The organism is Pseudogemmobacter blasticus (assembly GCF_003071405.1).
GTDB classification, from domain to species: domain Bacteria; phylum Pseudomonadota; class Alphaproteobacteria; order Rhodobacterales; family Rhodobacteraceae; genus Pseudogemmobacter; species Pseudogemmobacter blasticus.
Window position 1 is genome coordinate 3,217,501 of sequence record NZ_CP020470.1, and the last position, 20,123, is coordinate 3,237,623.

Annotated in this window: 14 protein-coding genes, 1 tRNA gene, 2 rRNA genes and 4 pseudogenes (1 of these 21 running past the window's edge); 5 read left to right on the forward strand and 16 right to left on the reverse strand. The window is 64.6% G+C overall.

Features of this window, described 5'->3' with window-relative positions; translation table 11 throughout:
- The 3 genes from B6K69_RS15710 to B6K69_RS15720 form a co-directional block, all read left to right on the forward strand.
- Positions 1-2,586, forward strand: a 23S ribosomal RNA gene (locus B6K69_RS15710); it begins 246 nt to the left of the window's first position.
- Positions 2,587-2,672: 86 nt separating this feature from the next.
- Positions 2,673-2,787, forward strand: a 5S ribosomal RNA gene (rrf, locus tag B6K69_RS15715).
- Between the two features lie 63 nt (positions 2,788-2,850).
- A tRNA-Met gene (locus B6K69_RS15720) sits at positions 2,851-2,927 on the forward strand.
- A gap of 137 nt (positions 2,928-3,064) precedes the next feature.
- On the opposite strand, the gene B6K69_RS15725 is transcribed toward B6K69_RS15720, so the two are convergent.
- The 16 genes and pseudogenes from B6K69_RS15725 to B6K69_RS15790 form a co-directional block, all read right to left on the reverse strand.
- Positions 3,065-5,023 (reverse strand): GmrSD restriction endonuclease domain-containing protein, encoded by a 1,959-nt coding sequence (locus tag B6K69_RS15725; protein ID WP_108644466.1) that lies wholly within the window; start codon positions 5,021-5,023, stop codon positions 3,065-3,067.
- Between the two features lie 112 nt (positions 5,024-5,135).
- A complete protein-coding gene (locus B6K69_RS18565) occupies positions 5,136-5,267 on the reverse strand; it encodes a hypothetical protein (protein WP_257791667.1) in 132 nt (43 codons plus the stop codon).
- A gap of 22 nt (positions 5,268-5,289) precedes the next feature.
- The gene (locus B6K69_RS15735) at positions 5,290-5,535 is read right to left on the reverse strand and encodes a hypothetical protein (protein ID WP_108644468.1); all 246 of its coding nucleotides are present in this window, start codon (positions 5,533-5,535) and stop codon (positions 5,290-5,292) included.
- Positions 5,532-6,206 carry a YcbK family protein gene (locus B6K69_RS15740; protein WP_108644469.1) on the reverse strand — a complete coding sequence of 225 codons (675 nt, stop codon included), beginning with the start codon at positions 6,204-6,206 and terminating at the stop codon, positions 5,532-5,534. Before B6K69_RS15740 ends, B6K69_RS15735 begins: the two co-directional genes overlap by 4 nt.
- A gap of 74 nt (positions 6,207-6,280) precedes the next feature.
- Positions 6,281-6,589 (reverse strand): hypothetical protein, encoded by a 309-nt coding sequence (locus B6K69_RS15745; protein ID WP_108644470.1) that lies wholly within the window; start codon positions 6,587-6,589, stop codon positions 6,281-6,283.
- Positions 6,590-6,622: 33 nt separating this feature from the next.
- Positions 6,623-8,545: pseudogene (locus tag B6K69_RS18635) on the reverse strand (DUF2793 domain-containing protein).
- 11 nt (positions 8,546-8,556) lie between these two features.
- Positions 8,557-12,555: a baseplate multidomain protein megatron gene (locus tag B6K69_RS15755; protein WP_108644471.1), complete on the reverse strand. Its 3,999-nt coding sequence runs from the start codon at positions 12,553-12,555 to the stop codon at positions 8,557-8,559.
- Positions 12,556-12,565: 10 nt separating this feature from the next.
- Positions 12,566-13,027, reverse strand: a complete 462-nt coding sequence (locus B6K69_RS15760; RefSeq protein WP_108644472.1) for an NlpC/P60 family protein — start codon at positions 13,025-13,027, stop codon at positions 12,566-12,568.
- Positions 13,008-13,292, reverse strand: a complete 285-nt coding sequence (locus tag B6K69_RS18490; protein WP_418260560.1) for a phage BR0599 family protein — start codon at positions 13,290-13,292, stop codon at positions 13,008-13,010. The genes B6K69_RS15760 and B6K69_RS18490 overlap by 20 nt, the downstream gene beginning before the upstream one ends.
- A complete protein-coding gene (locus tag B6K69_RS18495) occupies positions 13,234-13,893 on the reverse strand; it encodes a DUF2163 domain-containing protein (RefSeq protein WP_418260035.1) in 660 nt (219 codons plus the stop codon). The genes B6K69_RS18490 and B6K69_RS18495 overlap by 59 nt, the downstream gene beginning before the upstream one ends.
- Entirely contained in the window at positions 13,890-14,516 is a 627-nt protein-coding gene (locus B6K69_RS15770; RefSeq protein ID WP_108644473.1) for a DUF2460 domain-containing protein, read from the reverse strand. The genes B6K69_RS18495 and B6K69_RS15770 overlap by 4 nt, the downstream gene beginning before the upstream one ends.
- A pseudogene (locus B6K69_RS15775) lies at positions 14,516-16,978 on the reverse strand (phage tail tape measure C-terminal domain-containing protein). The gene B6K69_RS15770 and the pseudogene B6K69_RS15775 overlap by 1 nt, the downstream one beginning before the upstream one ends.
- Entirely contained in the window at positions 16,971-17,102 is a 132-nt protein-coding gene (locus B6K69_RS18570; RefSeq protein ID WP_257791668.1) for a DUF7697 family protein, read from the reverse strand. Before B6K69_RS18570 ends, B6K69_RS15775 begins: the two are co-directional and overlap by 8 nt.
- Before the next feature lie 98 nt (positions 17,103-17,200).
- A pseudogene (locus B6K69_RS15780) lies at positions 17,201-17,637 on the reverse strand (hypothetical protein).
- A gap of 2 nt (positions 17,638-17,639) precedes the next feature.
- Complete coding sequence (locus tag B6K69_RS15785; RefSeq protein WP_108644474.1) at positions 17,640-18,578, reverse strand: phage tail tube protein; 939 nt, start codon at positions 18,576-18,578, stop codon at positions 17,640-17,642.
- A gap of 22 nt (positions 18,579-18,600) precedes the next feature.
- Positions 18,601-19,023 carry an acyl-CoA transferase gene (locus B6K69_RS15790; RefSeq protein ID WP_108644475.1) on the reverse strand — a complete coding sequence of 141 codons (423 nt, stop codon included), beginning with the start codon at positions 19,021-19,023 and terminating at the stop codon, positions 18,601-18,603.
- Positions 19,024-19,155: 132 nt separating this feature from the next.
- On the opposite strand from B6K69_RS15790, the pseudogene B6K69_RS18660 reads away from it, so the two are divergent.
- Both B6K69_RS18660 and B6K69_RS15795 read left to right on the forward strand, forming a co-directional pair.
- Positions 19,156-19,317 (forward strand): annotated as a pseudogene (locus B6K69_RS18660) (hypothetical protein); the annotation flags it as partial.
- Positions 19,318-19,386: 69 nt separating this feature from the next.
- Positions 19,387-20,097: a hypothetical protein gene (locus B6K69_RS15795; RefSeq protein WP_236939012.1), complete on the forward strand. Its 711-nt coding sequence runs from the start codon at positions 19,387-19,389 to the stop codon at positions 20,095-20,097.
- The last annotated feature ends 26 nt before the right edge of the window (positions 20,098-20,123 follow it).

Genomic DNA, 20,123 nt, shown 5'->3' on the forward strand with positions numbered 1-20,123 from the left:
CGGAGGAAAGGACATCAATAGAGACTCCGTTAGTAGTGGCGAGCGAACGCGGACCAGCCGATGCATGAAGTGTGACAAGAATGGTCTGGAAAGGCCAACCACAGCGGGTGACAGTCCCGTATTGGAAGCACCAGTGCACATATTAAGTAGGGCGGGACACGTGAAATCCTGTCTGAAGATCGGAGGACCACCTCCGAAGGCTAAGTACTCCTTGCTGACCGATAGCGAACCAGTACCGTGAGGGAAAGGTGAAAAGCACCCCGACGAGGGGAGTGAAACAGTACCTGAAACCGAACGCCTACAAGCAGTCGGAGGGGCCTTGAGCCCTGACGGCGTACCTTTTGTATAATGGGTCAACGACTTGGTCTGTCGAGCAAGCTTAAGCCGTTAGGTGGAGGCGCAGCGAAAGCGAGTCTTAAACGGGCGCATGAGTTCGACGGATCAGACCCGAAACCAGGTGATCTAGCCATGAGCAGGATGAAGGTTGGGTAACACCAACTGGAGGTCCGAACCAACACCCGTTGAAAAGGGTCTGGATGACTTGTGGCTAGGGGTGAAAGGCTAATCAAACCTGGAGATAGCTGGTTCTCCGCGAAAGCTATTTAGGTAGCGCCTCGGACGAATACCATCGGGGGTAGAGCACTGCATGGGTAATGGGGGCCCACAGCCTTACTGAGCCTAAGCAAACTCCGAATACCGATGAGTACTATCCGGGAGACACACGGCGGGTGCTAACGTCCGTCGTGAAGAGGGAAACAACCCTGACCTGCAGCTAAGGCCCCTAATTCATGGCTAAGTGGGAAAGCATGTGGGACGGCCAAAACAACCAGGATGTTGGCTTAGAAGCAGCCATCATTTAAAGAAAGCGTAACAGCTCACTGGTCTAGATAAGCTGTCCTGCGGCGAAGATGTAACGGGGCTCAAGCCATGAGCCGAAGCTCGGGATGCACAGCGATGTGCGTGGTAGCGGAGCGTTCCGTGATACAGTCCATCATGTCTTATCCATCCTCGGATGGATCGGACATGGAGGGCTTTCTGTGAAGCCGGGCCGTAAGGCATCCGGTGGAGAGATCGGAAGCGAGAATGTTGACATGAGTAGCGACAAACAGGGTGAGAAACCCTGTCGCCGAAAGTCCAAGGGTTCCTGCTTAAAGCTAATCTGAGCAGGGTAAGCCGGCCCCTAAGGCGAGGCCGAAAGGCGTAGTCGATGGGAACCAGGTTAATATTCCTGGGCCAGGAGGATGTGACGGATCTCGACTGTAGTTTGCCCTTATCGGATTGGGTGAGCTGCTTAGAGGTCCCTGGAAATAGCCCTCCATCAGACCGTACCCTAAACCGACACAGGTGGACTGGTAGAGTATACCAAGGCGCTTGAGAGAACCACGTTAAAGGAACTCGGCAAAATGCTCCCGTAAGTTCGCGAGAAGGGAGCCCCGTCTGCAGGCAACTGTGGGCGGGGGGCACAAACCAGGGGGTGGCGACTGTTTACTTAAAACACAGGGCTCTGCGAAGCCGTAAGGCGACGTATAGGGTCTGACGCCTGCCCGGTGCTGGAAGGTTAAAAGGAGGGGTGCAAGCTCCGAATTGAAGCCCCAGTAAACGGCGGCCGTAACTATAACGGTCCTAAGGTAGCGAAATTCCTTGTCGGGTAAGTTCCGACCTGCACGAATGGCGTAACGATCTCCCCGCTGTCTCTAACGTGGACTCAGCGAAATTGAACTGTGTGTCAAGATGCACACTACCCGCGGTTAGACGGAAAGACCCCATGAACCTTTACTCTAGCTTTGCATTGGCATCAGGAATGTGATGTGCAGGATAGGTGGTAGGCTTTGAAGCGGGGACGCTAGTCCTCGTGGAGCCTCCCTTGAGATACCACCCTTCGCCTTCTTGATGTCTAACCGCGGCCCGTTATCCGGGTCCGGGACCCTGCATGGTGGGGAGTTTGACTGGGGCGGTCGCCTCCCAAATCGTAACGGAGGCGCGCGATGGTTGGCTCAGAGCGGTCGGAAATCGCTCGTTGAGTGCAATGGCAGAAGCCAGCCTGACTGCGAGACTGACAAGTCGAGCAGAGACGAAAGTCGGTCATAGTGATCCGGTGGTCCCAAGTGGGAGGGCCATCGCTCAACGGATAAAAGGTACTCTGGGGATAACAGGCTGATGATGCCCAAGAGTCCATATCGACGGCATCGTTTGGCACCTCGATGTCGGCTCATCTCATCCTGGGGCTGGAGCAGGTCCCAAGGGTATGGCTGTTCGCCATTTAAAGAGGTACGTGAGCTGGGTTTAGAACGTCGTGAGACAGTTCGGTCCCTATCTGCCGTGGGTGCAGGAGACTTGAGAAGAGTTGACCCTAGTACGAGAGGACCGGGTTGAACGAACCACTGGTGGACCAGTTATCGTGCCAACGGTAGTGCTGGGTAGCTATGTTCGGACAGGATAACCGCTGAAGGCATCTAAGCGGGAAGCCCCCTTCAAAACAAGGTCTCCCTTGAGGGCCGTGGAAGACGACCACGTCGATAGGCCGGAGATGTAAGCGCAGCAATGCGTTCAGTTGACCGGTACTAATCGCCCGATTGGCTTGATCTGATCCAGAAACAGCAAGGCACAATCAGAAGAACGACCTGGAACAATACACTGATGTTGCGGATTAATTCCGCTGGGCATTGAACCGGTTTGGTGGTCATAGCGACGGCTAAACTCCCGATCCCTTCCCGAACTCGGCCGATAAGGGCCGTCACGCCAATGGTACTGCGTCTCAAGACGTGGGAGAGTAGGTCACCGCCAAACCTGTCCAATGCCCATCCCCTCTACGATCTCATATACAATATCACCAACCAGACATCATACCGTCGCGGGGTGGAGCAGCCCGGTAGCTCGTCAGGCTCATAACCTGAAGGCCGCAGGTTCAAATCCTGCCCCCGCAACCAAATCCTAAAAAGATATCAGACACTTAGAACCCGACGCAAACCGTCGGGTTTTTGCTTTTGGAATTCTTGTCAACACCTGGTCAACATTCGACCAGTCCCCCTGAAAAGCGGTGCCCGCAGTGTTCTGTCCCACGTCGCTACTCCGCCGCAAGGCCGGTGTTCGGCGCATTGAGCCCCTCGACGTAGGATTTGAAGGCCGTGGTCGATGTGAAGCACCGAAACCCCGCGGCGCTGGCCATCGAAATGAGCTCCGCGCTTTCACCGAGCAGGACCGCCACTGGCTCCGTCAGTTCTTCCTGAACTCCACTCGGCCAGACCAGATCGAAGATGGCACGCTGTTCTCCCGTCTCCGGGTCGACGAAGTCATATGCCATCTGGCCCTGCGCAAGCCCCTGAGCCGCCACCCAAGCATTCAGGGCTTCCAGTTCCTTCGCTTCATCTTCGCTCGCGATGCCGCCCAGAAGCACCCGATCCGTGATCCTGGCTGCCCGAGAACCATCAAGCCATGACGTGTCGTCGTGCAGCAGGGATGCGAGGCACGCGTTCGTGGCTTCGGCGAGCAATGCTTTGCGAGCTTCCATGAAGTCACGGTAGTTCTCGATCCGCCAAAGCGCAGGCTCATCGGGGATCCACTGCGAACGCAGCGCGCCGGGGTGTGCGGCCTCGATCTCGGGGAAGTAATCCTCTGGTCGGCGGTCCGAGATCGCGAGGTTCGTGTCCTTCGTCAGGAAACAGAAGTTCGCCAGGGCGTTCACTTCCGCCCGTGCGTAGTTCGCCTCGTACAGCCGCGCGCGTGGGAAGATGTGGTGGACTTCGAGACGGCTCATCTTGCCAAGAAGGTTGTTCTTCAACGGCAGGCCAGTGCCCCAGTCCCGTGCCTCCGTCATGCGGGTGAGCATGTACAGCACCGGATAGAACCGCGCTCCGACACTCCACGAGTGGAAGTGACCAGGTTCGACCCGCAGTCCGCCCTGTGCCAACCGCAGTTCGCCGATCAGCTTGTCCAGATCCCCGCCGCTCTGCTCGAGGATCCCGAGGTCCTTGTCGATGAAGCTCTCGACCGATCCCGAAAAGCGCCCCCACATCCCCGTTTGGACGAACCAGAAGAGCAGTTTGTCGCGAGTCTTCGCATCGAGATGGCCGCCCTTGCTGTCCAGATAACGAACCATGACCGGGACGGCGAACTTGGAGAACAGCACGCGGTCGTGGTCAAGACCCAGCCGCCCGCCAATCATGTTCAGCGCAGTGTCGATGTGCTTGACTGCACGCTTCAGGGCGCTGGCGATTTCGTCAGCGCCCTGCGAGTGGAGATAGAGGAACTTTGCCTCGCCCGTCAGGACCGTGTTCACCGACCGCAACAGCCAATCGAGGGTGAAGTCGTAGCCCTCGGAGCGCCAGCGCGCGATGCTGGTTTTCATCGTGTCGCGCGCTTCGGGCCAATCTGCGCAAATCTTGGCGAGCGCCAGATCGCCCTTCGACAGCTTGGTTCCGCCGCTGTTCACCCTATTGAAGATGTCTACCACCACATCGAGCGTCTTGTCGGCACCCGTGACCTCCTCAATGTGGAACGCCTTGTCGCGGATCCCGAGAAGCTGGTTCAAGCGGCCGACATACTCACCGATCTTCGGAAGATTCTCCGGGTTCTGGCTGAGCGTGGTCAGGAACGCACCGATGCCAGCATTCCCCTTCTGCATGACCTCGGTAACGTCGATCCAGAGCGGATCGTCCCGCATCTTGATCGGTTGGTAAAACTCGAAGTCTTCGCTGGCGAGGTTGAACCTCAGATCCGTGAACGCCTTTGCGTTTCCATCGAAAAAGCGAGGGGGTTTTCCCCGGATCACACCATAGAGCGAGGTGATGCGCTGTTGGCCGTCCAACAGGAGCTTGACGACCCCTGGTGCAAGCTTGCCGTCGCCGCGATGCGTGGCCGTGGATGCGTCCGTCGCCCATACCAGAAGGCTCCCGACAGGATGCCCGCGATACAGCGACTGGAAAAGTCCTCGAACCTGTTCTCGTCCCCAGACATACCCACGCTGGAATTCCGGCAGCGCCATGTGGCCATTGTCGATGTAATCGAGGATCGAGGAAATCTGCATCAAACGCCCAGCGAACGGTTAAACCTAACGCCTAGGATGACCCGGAGCCCATCGTCGTCGCAAGAGGGGAAGCGCCAGAATCTCGAACCCATTTCGGTGCGTGGGTTAATCATTACCTGCATGCCCGCGCCTGATCGCGCATCACGGCGTAGTCGCTGAGCATCCGGACGACGACGGCCCCTTCCGACAGGGCTTCCACCTCGTCGGCGGCGCGGGCCTGATCGGCGGCCGTGTAGTCGACCACGGGTGGGCAGGGCGCGTGGGCTTCAGAACCTGCCATCGCGCAGCCGGTCAGCCAGAGCATCACGATCAGGAGGGCGGCGGGCGGCGGCGTCGAGCATCTGGCGGTGAATGGCATCGTTTCTCTCTCGGGCATCACGCCGTTCGGCGGCGCGCCCGGCGCGTTCGCCTGCGCGGCGGAGGTTCAGCAGGAACAGCAGGATCGCTGCTGCGGTGAGGATGAGGCCCAGCGCTTTCCGCGCCGGGCCATGGGTGAGGAACCAACCGATCACCGCTGGCCCCTTTTCCAGTCATCGAGCCGAGCGTGGATCGTGACGGCGATGCCGATCAGGGCGATGGCGATCAGCACCCAGCGCAGGGTGTCGAGGTAGGGCACCAGTGGCTGGATCGTGGACTGGGTCTCGGCGAGGACGCCCCTCACAGCCTCTACCCCGGCCGCTCCGACGGTGGCCGCGCCAGCCGCGCCGCCACCGCGCAGGGTGCGGCTTTCCGACAGGACTTCGCGCGCGGGTGGCAGTTCCGGCGCGAAGGGCACCGGCCGGGCCGGGAAGGGATCACCCCAAGACCGGGCAGGCCCGAGGTCGATGTGCATGAAGCCCGAACGGGGGTAATAGCCGAAGCCGAGGAAGCCCACGGCCCGCGCCGCTGCTTCGAAGGCCGCGGGATCATGGTTCGCCATGGCGATGTCGAAGGCGGTGCCCTGCATGTGTTTCGATGCCGGGGCCCCGCCCACGGCGCGATTATGTTCGCGGCTGCGGTAGGCAGAGCGGATGATCAGCGGCTTGCCGAGGCGGTCGCGCAGGGCCTGCAGCTTGTCCATGGCTTCCATGTTGATCTTGATCGCGCCGGTGCCGCGACAGGCGATCTCGGCGGCCGAGAAGTTCAGCCAGCGCCAGGTGTTGGCGGGCACGTCGCGCCAGTGGGGGTAGGTCAGGGTCGGCATGGTGGTGGATCCTCCAAATGAAAAACCCGCCTCTGGGGCGGGGGATGTGGTCGTGTGGCCTGTTCTCTGGGCAGTTAGTCGGATCGGTCGCGCTGGAAGGCGTCGAACAGCATGTCGCGCATCGAGCGGATGTCGGTCTCGATCCGGTCGAGGCGGTCGCCATCGACCTTGCGATCTTCGCTGCGCTGCTTGTCGGTCCGGTCGCGTTCGGTGATGAGTTCGCGATCAAGGCGATCCAGCAGGGCCTCGTTGGTGAAGGCCTTGCGGGTGATCGCCGCGATCAGGGCCATGGTGCCGCCGATGAGGGCGGTCAGCGCGGCTGTGATCCCGTGGTCCCGAAAGGCCCGCGCGACCTCCCCGGCGAGAGTGGTCTGGTCGTTCATGATGTTCCTTTCATTGCGGCAGGCTGCGGTCGGTCAGAAATCTGTTTCCAGATAAACCCCGGCGCAGTCAAAAGCGACCGCCGCCGCCGTTGCGCCGGTGTTGAGGAACAGCCGCGGCGACAGGAACTGCGTCGCGGCAGGCAGGTCGGCGGCGATTTCCTGCTCGAAGACCGCGCCGGAAACCTCGTCGACGACACGCACCCAGACCGAGCTGCCATTCGGCGGGGCGGCGATGAAGAGCGTCAGCACGCCACCAGTGGCGATGGCGAAGGACGCGCCCATGTCGGTCAGGGTCGGCGCCCCGGTGCCGTCGTTCGCGACCAGCTGCCAGCGTGTGTGGGTACCACGCTGGAAGCCGATGCCAATGCAGTTGATGGCTGCGGCCAGCGTCAGGGTGGTCGCCAGCGCGGCAGTCGATCCGTAAAGCCCGAAGAAGCCCATGCCGGTCGCCTGCAGGGTCGTAAGCGAAATCCGCGTGACGAAGGTCCAGCCGCCCAAGCCCGCCGCATTGCCGCGCCAGCACGCCCAGCCCGCAGATCGCTGGTCGGCGACCGAGTCCACCACTGCCGCTGAGGTCAGGCGCCAGCGGCGCATGCTGGCAGCGAGGTTCGTGGCGGCCAGCGTCGGGTGCGAGACTGTGCCGACCGAGGTGATTGGCAGGCCTTCTGTTGTGATGGTCGTCGTGACCGAGGGCGACCAGTTCGCGATCCGGTTCACTCCGAAATGCGGCTGGAGCGGGAAATCCCGTCCCGAGGGACGCATGACGTCGATCCACGGCGCCCCGGCGCGGTTGCGCGCATAGACCGATGCCTTGCCTGAGGGCGGCGGGGTTGGCGCGGCCGCCAGTCCCGGCAAGACCGTCGGCTGCGGCAGTTCCACCTGGCCGTTGGTGCGGTCGATCCTGATCGCGTCGTAGAAGGCGGAGCCGTCCGGACTTACCTTGAAGCTGAAATCGTCATTGCCAAGGAGGCCGATCAGGGCCCGCGCCGAAAACCCGGTCTTGAAGGCAAAGGCAGCGTCATTCCCGGCGGCGGCCTTGTTGACCGTCGCCTCGATCCCGGAGCCTGCGTTGTTCAGGAGCACAGCGGGCGTGTTGATGGACAGACGGTTGAAGCTGTCGGCTGTCGCCCCACCGAGGCCGAGGAGCTGCGCGGTCAGGTTGGCCTGGGGCATGCCGACCTACGTCACGGCATTGGCAAAGGTGACCGTGGGCGTGTTCACCACCATTGTGCCGCCCGCGCCAGCCGTCGCGGATCCAATGTTCACGACGGTGGTCGATCCGGACGCGCCGCCGGAGCCGAGGTTCACGGTCTTGGTCACGCCCGTCGTCGTGGCCCCGGTGCCCATGCCATAGGTGGCGGTCGTCGTCGCCGTGCCGATCGAGGCGCTGGCAGCCGACACCGTCACGGTTCCGGATGCTGTCAGCGTACCGGAGAAAGTCTTGTTGCCGGTGAAGGTCTGGGTGCCTGCTAGGATCGCCAGTTCGGACGAGGTGTTGGGCAGCGTGAAGCTGCGCGTGGTTCCGGCGCTGATCCCTGCCAGCGAGAAGGTTGCCTTCTTCGTGGGGTCGGCATCGTTGACCAGGCCGAAGACCGCGTCCGAGACATCGCGCGGCTCGCCCACTACCTCCCAAGCGCTGCCGGTCCAGACGAGGAACATCCCCTCGGCCGCGACCCAGACGAGCCAGCCGGTGCGCGGGACGAGGCGGATCCAAGCGCCGTCGATCCAGAAGGCGATGTTCAGGTCCCACCCGGCCCAGAGGCCTGTTGCGCCCGAGGCCACCAGATGGCGGTTGCCGTCGGCCGGGCTAGCCGGGGGCGCAGTGCGCGTGCGGTCGAGGACCGAGAGCTGCACCATGGCATCAAGCAGGCGCAGGGCCTCGTTGTGGGTGACATGCTTCTGCGCCTGCGCCGCCAGAAGATAGGGCAGGCCCAGATGGGCCGTGGTGTCGGACATGGGAAATCCCGTTAGAACTGGAGGGTCAGGCTCGCGGGCGTGCCGCGACCGAGGCGGTTCGAGAGCTGGAAGATGCGGATCGCCAGCGTCTGGCCGGGCGCGAGCAGCGCGCCCCAATCGGCCGTCTGCTGGGCGGCGGTGTAGAGGACGGAAGTGGTGCTACTGGTCAGAGTGCGCTTGACGCTCGTGCCGTCGAGGATCTGGACGTCGTAGCTTTCCACGTCCTCGGCCAGCGGCACCTCGACCTGCTCCCAGGCATCGGCGACCAGCGCGCGGGATCGCCGTGTCCAGCGGATGGTCAGATCGCCGGGGCTGCGGGCCGTTCGCCACGGCTGTTCGACATGGACCGGCGCGAAGGGGACAAGGCCCCGTCCGGTCGGGGTGAAGCCCAGCGCGGCATAGCTTGCGTCGGTGACAGCACGCGCGGCCGGGCCGACCCGCCAGTTCCAAGGCAGTCCGAGATCGGCCTCGGCGATGGGCAGCGATGACAGCGCGTTGTCCAGGACCACAACCCGCACTCCTGCCGGGGCCGGGTTGCCCATGGCATGTTCCGTTCCGCGCTGGCCGCGCAGGAGGCGGGTCAGGCGATAGCGGCCCGGGGCGATGAGTTCAGCCGCGCTTGCCTGGACGATTTCCCACTGGCCAGCGGCGCTTTCGACTGCGAGGGCATTGGCCCCGCCGAACATTGCGATGTCGGTCACGCTTTCCAGTGTTCCGGACAGGAGATCAACGACCAGCGCATTGCCCAGATCGAAGCGGGAGGTGGGGCCCGGAAAGAAGTCGAAAGCCAAGGTGCCGATCCGGGCCCGACTCCCGAAGGTCGTCAGCAACGAGAACCCATCCGTCGAGGCGCTCCGGAACACCGCGATCTCGCCCGGCCAAGGGCTGGCATGGGCGGCGATCAGGGGGCGATGGGCGGGCTGATCCTCGGTGATCTGCGGCAGGTCCAGCATCACCACCTCCGGCGTGCCGAAGACGACGGGGCTGGCGAGCGAGGCCGGGCGGGGATCCCCCGGCGGCAGATCGTAGGCGGCACGGTCCTGGCGCACCGCCTCGATCCCGCGCGCCTCGGTATCGGCCATCGAGACGAGCCGGAATTCCACCTCCCGGCCGTCATGCGCGAGCCGGATGACATCGGCGGGGTCCAGCGCCAACCGCGATGGCGGCAGGCGGAAGGTGGCGCTTTCCCGGCCGATCCAGGCTTCCATCAGCGCGCGGCGGCACCGGCGTTCCGCCTCCTCGGGCGGGATCGCCATCGGGAAGGACTCGGAGGCGATGCGGGTAGTGTCGACGGTGATGCGGCGGGCTTCGACGAGGGCTGAATCATAATCCTCGTCGGGGCGGGCGACCTGCCAGTTCAGCGCCTGCGGCAGTTCCGTCTCCTGGCCGCGCGTCAGCTCGAAGGCCTCGCCTTCCCGGCTGGCGACCAGATCGTCGATGGCCAGCGTGGCGACCGAGGCGCGGCCGCGCATGACGAAACGGATCACGCCCTCGGTCTCGATGGCATCGAAGCCGAAGTGGCGTGCCAGCGTGGAAATCGACGCCCGGGGGCTTTCGAGGGCGCCGATCACATAGCCCTCGACCGCGCCCCAGAGGCCCGAGACGTCGATCAACGCCTCATCGAGCCCGGCGCGCAGGCAGAGATGGCGCACCAGAGCGGCCAGCGACACCGCGCCGAGGCGCCCGGTCAGCCAGTGGCCGAGCCGCCAGTTGGGGCCATCGGTCCAGACACCGGTCAGTTCGGGGAAAAACGGATAGGGTCGCGCGTCCCAGGTCCAGGCCGCGCATTCGGGGACATGCACCATCCGTCCACTGTAGATCGTGGAGGTCGGGTTGTTCGCCCCTTGGCCCCACCAGAGGTAGCTTGCCTCGAGATAGGCGCGCTGGATCGCGTCGTCCCGCCAGCCGCGGGAGAAGTAGGGCGTGAAGCTCTCCGACGACTTCGGATCGAAGAAGACGTTAGGCTGGTTCGTGCCCCGGTCGGTGGCGGGGCAACCCAGTTCCGTGAACCAGACGGGCTTCGACTGCGGCACCCATGCGGTCGGCGTGCCGCTTTCCACCCCGCCAGGTCGGTTGAAATGCGGGTTCGACCACCAGGCGCGGAGATCCTTGTAGCGGAACACCCAAGGTTTGCCCGCAGCCCCGTCGGTGATGGGGGTCCGGATCTGGGCCGACCGATCAATGGCGCTGGCGTAGAACCAGTCAAAGCCCTCGCCACCCGCGATGTTGGCCTGCAGGTAGCCCCGGTCATGGATCGCGGGCCAGCCTTGCAGGGCATCGGCGTGGTCGAAGCCGTCGCGCCAGTCGGAGAGCGGCATGTAGTTGTCGATGCCGATGAAATCGATGTTGGCGTCCGACCAGAGCGGGTCGAGGTGGAAATAGACGTCGCCGCTGCCGTCCCCGGGCTGGTGACCGAAATACTCCGACCAGTCCGAGGCGTAGCCCACCTTGGTGCCCGGCCCGAGGACCGACTTCACATCCGCCGCCAGCGCCTTGAAGGCGGTCACGGCAGGATAGGCGCTGGCCCCCGACCGGATCGTCGTCAGCCCCCGCATCTCGGTCCCGATCAGGAAGGCATCGACCCCGCCTGCCACCGCACAGAGATGGGCGTAGTGCAGGATCATCCGGCGCAGGCCCCAATCGCCCGATGGGCCGGTCCAGCTGACCGTGTCGCCAGAGATCGCGAACTGCACCGGGGTGGCCACGCCGAAGAAGCTGGAGACCTGCGTGGCAGCGGCGGCGGTCTTGTCGGCCGTCCCGGTATAGCCTGCGGCCGGGGAACAGGTGATCCGGCCCCGCCACGGGAAACTCGGCTGGCCGGGCGTCGCGGCATTCGCGCTATAGGGGTTCGGCAGCGTGTTGCCGGGCGGCACGTCCATCAGCAGGAAGGGATAGAAGGTGACCCGCAGCCCGCGCGCCTTCATCTCGCGGATCGCTTGCAGCACTGCGAAATCTGCAGGTGTCCCGCCATAGACCGGACGGTCCTCGACGTCGCGGCTCACCAGATGCGCACTCGCCCGCGCCAGGCCATTGACCGTCCAGACCTTGGGGCTGGTGACCTTGGTCGCCACCTCCACGCCGGGCTTGATCGTGCAGTTGCCCGCCCGCAGGTCATTGCCGAACCAGGCGACGACGAGGCTGACACTCTCGACGGCCGGAGCCATGGCCTGCAGCCGATCAAGGGCCACGACGATATCAGCCTCGTCGGGCCGCGCGTTCAGGTTCTCGGCCGAGGTGGTGCCGCCGGTGGTCTGGCCGAAGACCGTGGTCGTGGCGCCCACCGTCTTGCGGACAGCCTCGGTCGCATAGGTGAACTCGCCCGAAGCGGGGATCATCGTCACCGCCTTCACGAGCCCCTCGGCCGTGTCGGGATCCGCAAGTGGCCGGAAGACCTCGAAGGACAGTTGCGGCAGGCGATTGCCGTAGGTGGCAAGCGCCAGTTCCTCCAAGACGACATAGGCTGTCCCGCGAAAGGCCGGGGTGTTGGCCGCTCCCATCTTTGCCGAAATGAAGGGATCGGCCGCTTGCGCCTCGTTCCCAGGATACCAGCGCCAGGTGATCCCCGTCATGTCGAGCGGCTTGCCATCGGCCCAGATGCGGCCGATGCCGGTGATCGGACCCTCGCACAGGGCCACAGCGAAGCTGGCATAGTACAGATACTCGGTCGTCTGGACCCGGCCACCGCCGCCGCCCTTGCCGCCGCCTTGCGTGGTGGTCTTCGTCTCCTCCCGGAAATCCGTGGCCCAGATGATGTTGCCGCCAATGCGCATGCGGCCGTAGAGGCGCGGGATGATCGCCCCTTCGGTGGCCGAGGTGATCCGCAAGCTGTCGAGGCGCTGGCCCTCGATCTTCTGCGCAGGGGCCAACGAGGACACGATCCAGCTGTCGACCACCGAACCGATGGTCGAGCCGATGAAGCCACCGATGGCAGCGCCAGAGAAGCCGAGGATCGCACCGCCAAAGGCCCCGCCGATGGCGGAGCTGACGGCACCGAGGACGAGCGTGGCCATTACGAAAATCTCAGCGAGCAGGGAACAGAAAGGCGAAGGCGATGCGCCGCCGCCATGTTGGTGTCAGGGGTTCTTCGATCACGCCGAGGCGCTCATAGGCGTGCAGGAAGGTGTCCGGGCCGGTGAGGATCCCGACATGCTTGGCGATGGCGCGGGGCATCATGCGGAACAGGATCAGCGCGCCGGGTGGCGCATCGGCCGGTGCGATCCCCGGCATCATCGCCCGCGCCCCCTCGGCCAGCACCTCGCGCGGGCCGGTCTCGCCCCAGTCCCGGCTGTAGGGCGGGATCGGGAACGGCTCCGGCCCGACGATCTCGCGCCAGACGCCCCGTGCCAGGCCCAGGCAATCGCAGCCGACTCCACGCAGGCTGGCCTGGTCGTGATAGGGTGTGCCGAGCCATGACCGCGCGACGGCGATGACGCGCGCGGGATCGGCGTTGGGACTGTCGCGGTCACAGCACCGCACCCTCATGGCCGCCGTCCTTGGTGGCGTAGCGCAATACGGCGTCCTGGCCCGGGATGTGCGGGAAGCCCCGGAAGTTTGCGACATTGGCGAACTTCGTCCCGCAGGTCGCGATCCGCTTGTCGCAGCCCGCCCGGACCAAGAAAGCATCCGTCACCGCGATCGGGCGCACCGGCGCCTCGAGCAGGGTCAGGATCGCGACGCTGTCGACGAGGTCATGCGACAGCACCTCGACCCGCCGCCCGGCATTCGCACCTGTCGGCCATTCGACCAGCCCGGAGGCGAACCAGCCCGCCGCGAAACTGGCGAGGCCCGAAGCCGTGAAGGTCCGGTCGCGCAGCACATCGATCACCGCGCCGGACCCCTTTGAAGGCCGCGGCCTCGAGGTTCACGCCGCAGCGCGCATCTCCCAGCGCGGCGTCGCAACTCGCCTGAAACGCTCGCCCGACGGTCTGGCCGAGGATATGGGCTAGCGACCGGACCTCGGCGACGAAGGCGAGCCGCCCGCGCCGGATCTGGCCGATGGCCCCTCGCCGAAGGAGTACGCGCTGCGCCGGAGCCGACCAATTCACCCGCCAGACCTCGACCGACGCATTGTCCCACCGGCCGTCGAGGATGTCGGTCTCGGTGATCCGGTCCGACGACAGCACACCTTGCGCATCCTGCGCATCGACGGAAAGGTCGGAGCCGGATCGCACCTCTGACGCCGTGAGCCCGCTTTCCGGTTCGAATTCGGTGCCGTCGAACGACAGGGTTCGGTCGTGGTCGGTGAAGCCGAAGGTCACGCCATCGGCGCGGGTGATGCGCCAGCACCAGGCGAGCGTCGTCGTGCCCTCGTCGAGATGGGCCTGCACAGCGGCGTTCAGGGACTTCATGTGCGGATTTCCACGAGGGGGATCGAGGTGATCGAGCCGAGGCGTTCGATGTCGAGGGTTACGTCGAGAGCGTCGGTGTCGAAGCGGACGGGAACGTCGAATTCGAAGCCTGCGGTGATCGCGACGCATGCAGCGGGGGCAGTGGTGAAGGTGACGAGGCCGGTGGTCGTGGAAACCAACCAGCCGGAAGCTTGGGGCGTGCCATTCAGCGCGATGGTCACCGTCCCGGCGACGGGCTTGGTGATGGTCCGCGTCCAGGACTGCGCGCCAGAGGTGTAGCGCTTGGTCAGCTGAAACAGGGTGGCTGACCCGTTGCCGGTGCCGAGCGGCTGATCGGCTGGCCCCGGTGTATGCGATGGCAGGCAGGACTTGAAATCGGCCCAGTCCTTGAAACGGAAGCCGTGCAGGCGGCCGTTGCGGGCCTCGAAGAAGGCGACGACCGCCGCCAGATCATCGGCGCGGCGGATGCCATAGGCGACATCATAGCGGTGGCGCGAATTGGCCCAGCTGGCATTGCGCTCTTCGGCCCCGCTTGCCAGTTCGACGATCTGTGTACGCCGCTCGGGGCCGCCCCGCGCCCCGCGGCTGATGTTGTCCGGAAACCGGACCTCGTGAAAGGCCATCACATCCCCCTCCGACCTAGCGACACAGCGCGTGCGATGTCGCTGGCGACCTGCGTGCGGGACTGGCGGAAGCTCTCGGCGTCGCGGGCGTTGATCGTGACATTGACGGTGGACGCGCCCGCCTGGCCGTACCCTGCCGCCTCGCGCCGGGAGAGAACCCGTTCGCCGCGTTGCAGGATTGCGGGCACCTCGTCCGGCCGCAGACCGGCCCAACCGCCGTTGTGCATGCGCGGGGCATTGGCGAAGGCCAAGGCCGGGACCATCCGGGCAGGACCAGGGGCGCCAACCATGCCGCCCGCATGCAGGATGTTCGCGAAAATTCCGCCCGCGCCGCCCAGCGCGCCGGAAAGCGCGTTCGCAATCGGGCCGAGGATGAAACGCCGGGCGGCGAGCTTCGCCAGATCAGCGATCATCGAGGTGACCAGATCGCGGAAATCGAGCTTGCCGGTCTTCACGAAGTCACCGATGGCGTTCTCGGCGCTCTGGAAGGCCCCGACCAGCGCGCTGCCGATATCGCCGCCAATGTCGCGCGCCTTGGCGGCGTAGTCGGCGAGCGCGGCCGTGACAGCTTGCCAGCCGGTAAGGGCGGTCTCCGCGACCTCGGCCGCCGCAGCGCCCGCATCGCGCGCGGCCCCACCTGCACCATCGGCGGCCGTAGCGGTGTAATTCAGGCCGGACGTAAGAGCATCAGCCGCACCAGCCGCATCCGCCAACGCAGCCTCGGCTTCCGTCCCCGTGCCGGTCACGGCATCCTTCAGCGCCTGCCAGCTGCCGAGCGGCCGACCAGCAGCGTCAGCCAGCATGCCTGCGGCCTCGCGATAGCCGTCGGCCCGGGCGCGGGCGTCCTCGGCCATGGCACCGAGCCCGAGGTCAGGCGGCTCGAGGTAAGTCCGCGACAGCGCGGCCGAGAAAGCATCCGCGGCGGCAGCACCTGCGGCAGTAGCGGCTCCCTCAAACGGATTGCTGATGCGGCCGAGTTCCACCGGGTCGAGGATGCTGATCCGCACGCCACCTTCGCCGGTGGCCCATTCCGGCAGCAGCGCAAGGGCCGCGTTCAGCGTCTCGATGAAGCTGTTGATGCGCGTGACGACGCCGTTCAGCATCGCCTCGACGCCCGAGATCAGCCCATTCGCGGCCTAGAAGGCGAAGTCGCCGATGGCACCGGGCAGACTGCCCCAGATTGCGACTGCCGCGTCGTAGGCCCCCTGGAAGATCGCGGCCGTTCGGTCACCGAAGCTGACGACACCCGTGATGGTGCCCTCGAGGGCCGAGAGACCAGCCGCCTTCAGCCCCTCCCATCCGGCCGCCATCCGCGCGAGCGCCGCATCCAGCGACAGGCCGATGCGGGACCAGACTTCGCGGGCCAGATCGCCGAGGAGCCGGAAGGCCTCGCCCACCCCACCGACCCGGGCCACCAGCTGCGAGAACTGGTAGACCAGTTCTCCCGCACCGACGATCAGCGCCCCGATGCCGATGCGGATCAGCGCGCCGCGCAGGAAGACCAAGGCTGTGGCGAGGCCGCGCACCGACACTGCCGCAGCAGCAAGTCCTGCTACCCAACGCGCGGCCATGACAGCAGCGAAGGTGGCGGCATAGGATGCCAGCCTACCAAGGTTGCTGATCAGCCCATCGATGGCCGAGCGCAGGATCCCGCCATCGGAGGCCAGCGCCACGAAGGCATTGGCCAGCGCCTCGATGGTAGGGGCCACTGCGACCGCGATGCGGTTGCGCAACCCGTCGAAGACCATCGATACGGTGCCCAGCGCCAGCTGCGTGCGGCGCAGGGCTTCCAGCGCATCACTGTCCAGAACCGCGCCAAGGTCCGAGGCCTGATCCCCAAGTCGCGTCATCTCCGACCCGCCGTTCCGCAGGAGAGGGATCAACCGCGTGGCATCCGAGGCCATCGCCTCCAGATAGAAGGTCATCTCCTGCTGGCTGAGACCGGCGCGTTCAAGCGTGTCGACGTAAAGCTGCAGCGCCTCCGGGCCGGAGAGGCGCGCGAACTGGTCGGCCGTGACGCCCACGCGCGGAGCGACATTCTCGAAGAAGTCGGCCATCGGCCCGCCGCCGGTCTGCAGGAAATCCCCGACCCGGTCGTTCACGTCCTTCAGGATATCAGCCAGCTTCTCTTGCTCGATGCCAACCGTCCGCGCCCCAGCCGACCAGCGCTGCAGGGCCTCTGGCGTCGCATTGGCGACCTGCGCAAACTGACGGATCTGCGCGGCGCTCTCGGCCGTGGACCGGACGATCAGCCCGAGAGAGGCGGTGGCGGCCGCCGCGGCCGCCCCGAGGGCGATGCCTGCCCGACGTGCGAAGGCTGCAAGCCGGGTGTTGGCCAGTTCCATCTCACGCGACAGGCGGCCAAAGCTGCGCGCCCCGGCCTCGCCGACCCCTTCCAGTTCGGCGCGCACGCGGCGCCCGCCCTCCGCCACGAGGCGGACGGAGACTTTCTTCTCAGCCATGGCGGCGTCCTTCCATCTGCTCGTTCAGTTTGCGCACCATCACCGCCTCGATCTCGGGCAGCAGTTCGGCGGTGATCAGGGGGTTGATGCCCAGCGCTTGCGCCAGCGCGAGGGCGGCGCCCATGTCCCATCCGATGACGGCCCCCGGCGCGATGCGCAACTGACCGCCAAGGCGCTGGGTCAGGTCCCAGACCTGCCAGCCCTCGACCGTCTGCGGCCGGTTCAGTCTTGCTGGGCAGTCAGGGCAGGGGCCCGAGCAGGCCGCGCAATAGCCGTCGCCCCCGCCGAAGGACCAGTCGGCGAGGGCGCGGAGACGTTTTTTTCGCGTCCAGCATCAGACCGCGGGCGACGTATTGCGCCTGGAAGGCTTCGAACACGGGCCAGATTTCCAGCAGGGCATCGATCCCGGCCGGGCTGACGGGCACGATGTTGCCAGCCTCGTCGCCGACGCCTTCCCATTCCAGCACCGCGCGGCGCGCGACGGCCTTGGCCATTGCGAGGGCCATGTCCTCCTGACTGGAGGCTTCCGACAGGCCCTCGATGGCCGGATCGGCGCGGGCCGAGACCATCAGCGCGGTGGTGAGGGGCGCCACCAGGACGCGCAGGCCAGGCAGCAGGTCCAGCCATTCGGCCTGGTTCGACAAGTTCAGGCGGATCATGGTCAGTATCCCGTGACGGTGTTAACGAGGACGGCGGTGCACATGCGGGCGGGGCTGGTGGCCTTGGCGGCCTGCCAGTCGAAGGTCGCCTGGACGCCCTGCGGCCCGGGGATTTCGATCCGCGGGACCGGCAGGTAGACGGCGTGGGCCGTGAAGGTGAAGCTGGCGTTCGCCCCGAGGCTGTAGGCGAACTCGAGTTCGCAGGGCGTGCCGTCGATGGCTTGGGTCACCAGTGCAGAGTCGGCAAAGCGGACCTCGATCCGGCCGTTCAGGGCGGCCATGCCGGGATCGGCGCCCTCGATCTTGCCGTCGTTGCGGATGGTCTCGATCCGGTCGAGGCCGTTGGCATAGGTGATCTCGGCCGAGACGACGTTGCCCAAGGTGGTGCCATTGCGCTTCACCACCCCGTTGAAGTGGCCGAAGCGTTGCAGGCCCAGCGTGGTGGGCGTCCCTGCGGCTGTGGTGGCAGCGATGGCTTCGCCCTGCGCAATCAGGCGTCCGGTAGCGGTCAGAAGCCCCGAACGGCTCATCTGCCAGCTAAGCTGGTCCATCACGCAGCCCGCATACATCGCGAACCGCGGCACCTCGGGCATTGCCACTTCGATGGCCATGGAGGGCAGCGTCCAGTTCCCCGACTGGAAGCTGTGGGTCTTGGGCGTTGTCCCCGTCGTGGTCGGGGCGCCGAAGGCCGCTTTCAGCCAGAAGCCGAAGGCCTCCACATCGATCGGCACCACCACCTCGCCATCGGCGGTGACGGCGTCCTTGATCGGGGCCAGGGGATCGCGGCCGTAGCCCAGAAGTTCGCTGTTCAGCAAAGGCTGTTCCGCGCCCAGCGTGGTCCGGGCGAAGGGCATCAGCCGATAGCCGCTGGCGGGCGGGGTGCCGTAGACGGTTTCGAACGCAAGCGCCATCTGCGCCCGCGCGCCGTGTGCGCGTGCCATGGGGGTCTCCTATGTGTGTGTGTCAGGCCAGAGGGCCGGTCGTCGAGTAATGCAGGACGACGGTGATCACCGCCGCCTTCAGGGCCGCCGTGCCCTCGATGGGCAGATCGACCGAGGCCGGGGCCTCGAGTTCGACCCAGTCACAGAGGCCGCCCAGCGTCCGGTCGGCTTCCAGCGCCGCGGCGATGGTCGCGATCAGGTCATCGAAGGCGCTGGCCCGGCCGGTGCCCGCCTGGACGACGATCTCCAGCTCGGCCCGGTGCTGGTAGTGATAGCGCAGCGGTGACAGCGTCACTTCCGGCTCGCCCGGCTGGCCGTCGCGCAGGATGATCAGCCCGGCCGCCGGGATCCGCTCGGGCAACACCTCGTCACGCAGAGTGCGGGCGACAAGCGGCTGCAACCGCGCGTGCAGCGCGGCGAGGACGGTCTCGCGGGTGGTGGGCATTTGATGTCCAAGGGGCGTTTGGTGGATTGAGGTCTTTGCGGACAAGAAGTCCGTTTACGCTCGCCGCGTGAAGGCCACGTTGCAAGGAAGGGATGCAAGACTTAGCATGATGCACCGCTTTGTAGGTGTTTCATGGCAACTGATCTTAGGTCAGCATCCTTGTTGGAAATTTCGCAGGAGCTAACCCGCTTCAAGTATGAACTGCGCGGGCTTTTCCGTTGTCCAACATGTCTTCGCGACTACCCAATATCTAGCAAAGAGATCACCGAAGAGCACATAGTTCCAGACTCATGCGGCGGGAAGATAACGACATTCCTTTGCAAGACGTGCAATAGCTCGTTTGGGCACAAACAGACACGGTGGTTGTCAGACTGGATTGAGTTAAACGAAGGAAATGGACTTTTCCATTCCGATCCCAAGAAGCAGCGCGCACAGTTGAAAGCTGATGGTCGGACCTTAAACGGATCACTTTCTATCGCAGACGATGGAGCGCTTGAATTTACAACTGATCGAAGAAGATCAAATCCGGTCGACTTCGAAGCTCATTGGAATGGTCCAAAGCCAGCGAAGATTTCTATCACAACAGGGCTGCCAGTTTTCAGCAACGAAAACTCAGTCAAAGTAGGTTTTCTGACTGCAGCCTATGGGCTTTGGTTCAAGAACTTTGGCTACTCGTTCGTGCTTCAATCGTCCTTGGACATCGTCCGGCAGCAAATTCTGAATCCAGATACTGAGCTCATGTATTGGAATTATCTTATTGAGGTGCCGACAAGAGAGATTGCCAATCCTTGCATTGGGTTAATGCGCTTTAGGACCGATTATTTTCCTATTGCGCTGATCTATGATCATCTGGTTGTGTTCCCGTCTCCAAAGCTGCCACATCCGTACAGCACGTCGCCGATGCAAATGTCTAAGAAGGTGATGAGTTTCTCCGACCAAATAGCCTCAAGGTATCAGCATCGTTGCGTTGGCCCAGCCGTGCTGATCTGCGACGGGCAGGAGATCGTCAATCCTGATCTGATCCAGAACGCAACTATCCCTCCGCAATACAGTTGGGTAGATCGTTGGGATTGATACGCCCCCGAACTACCGCTGTAACT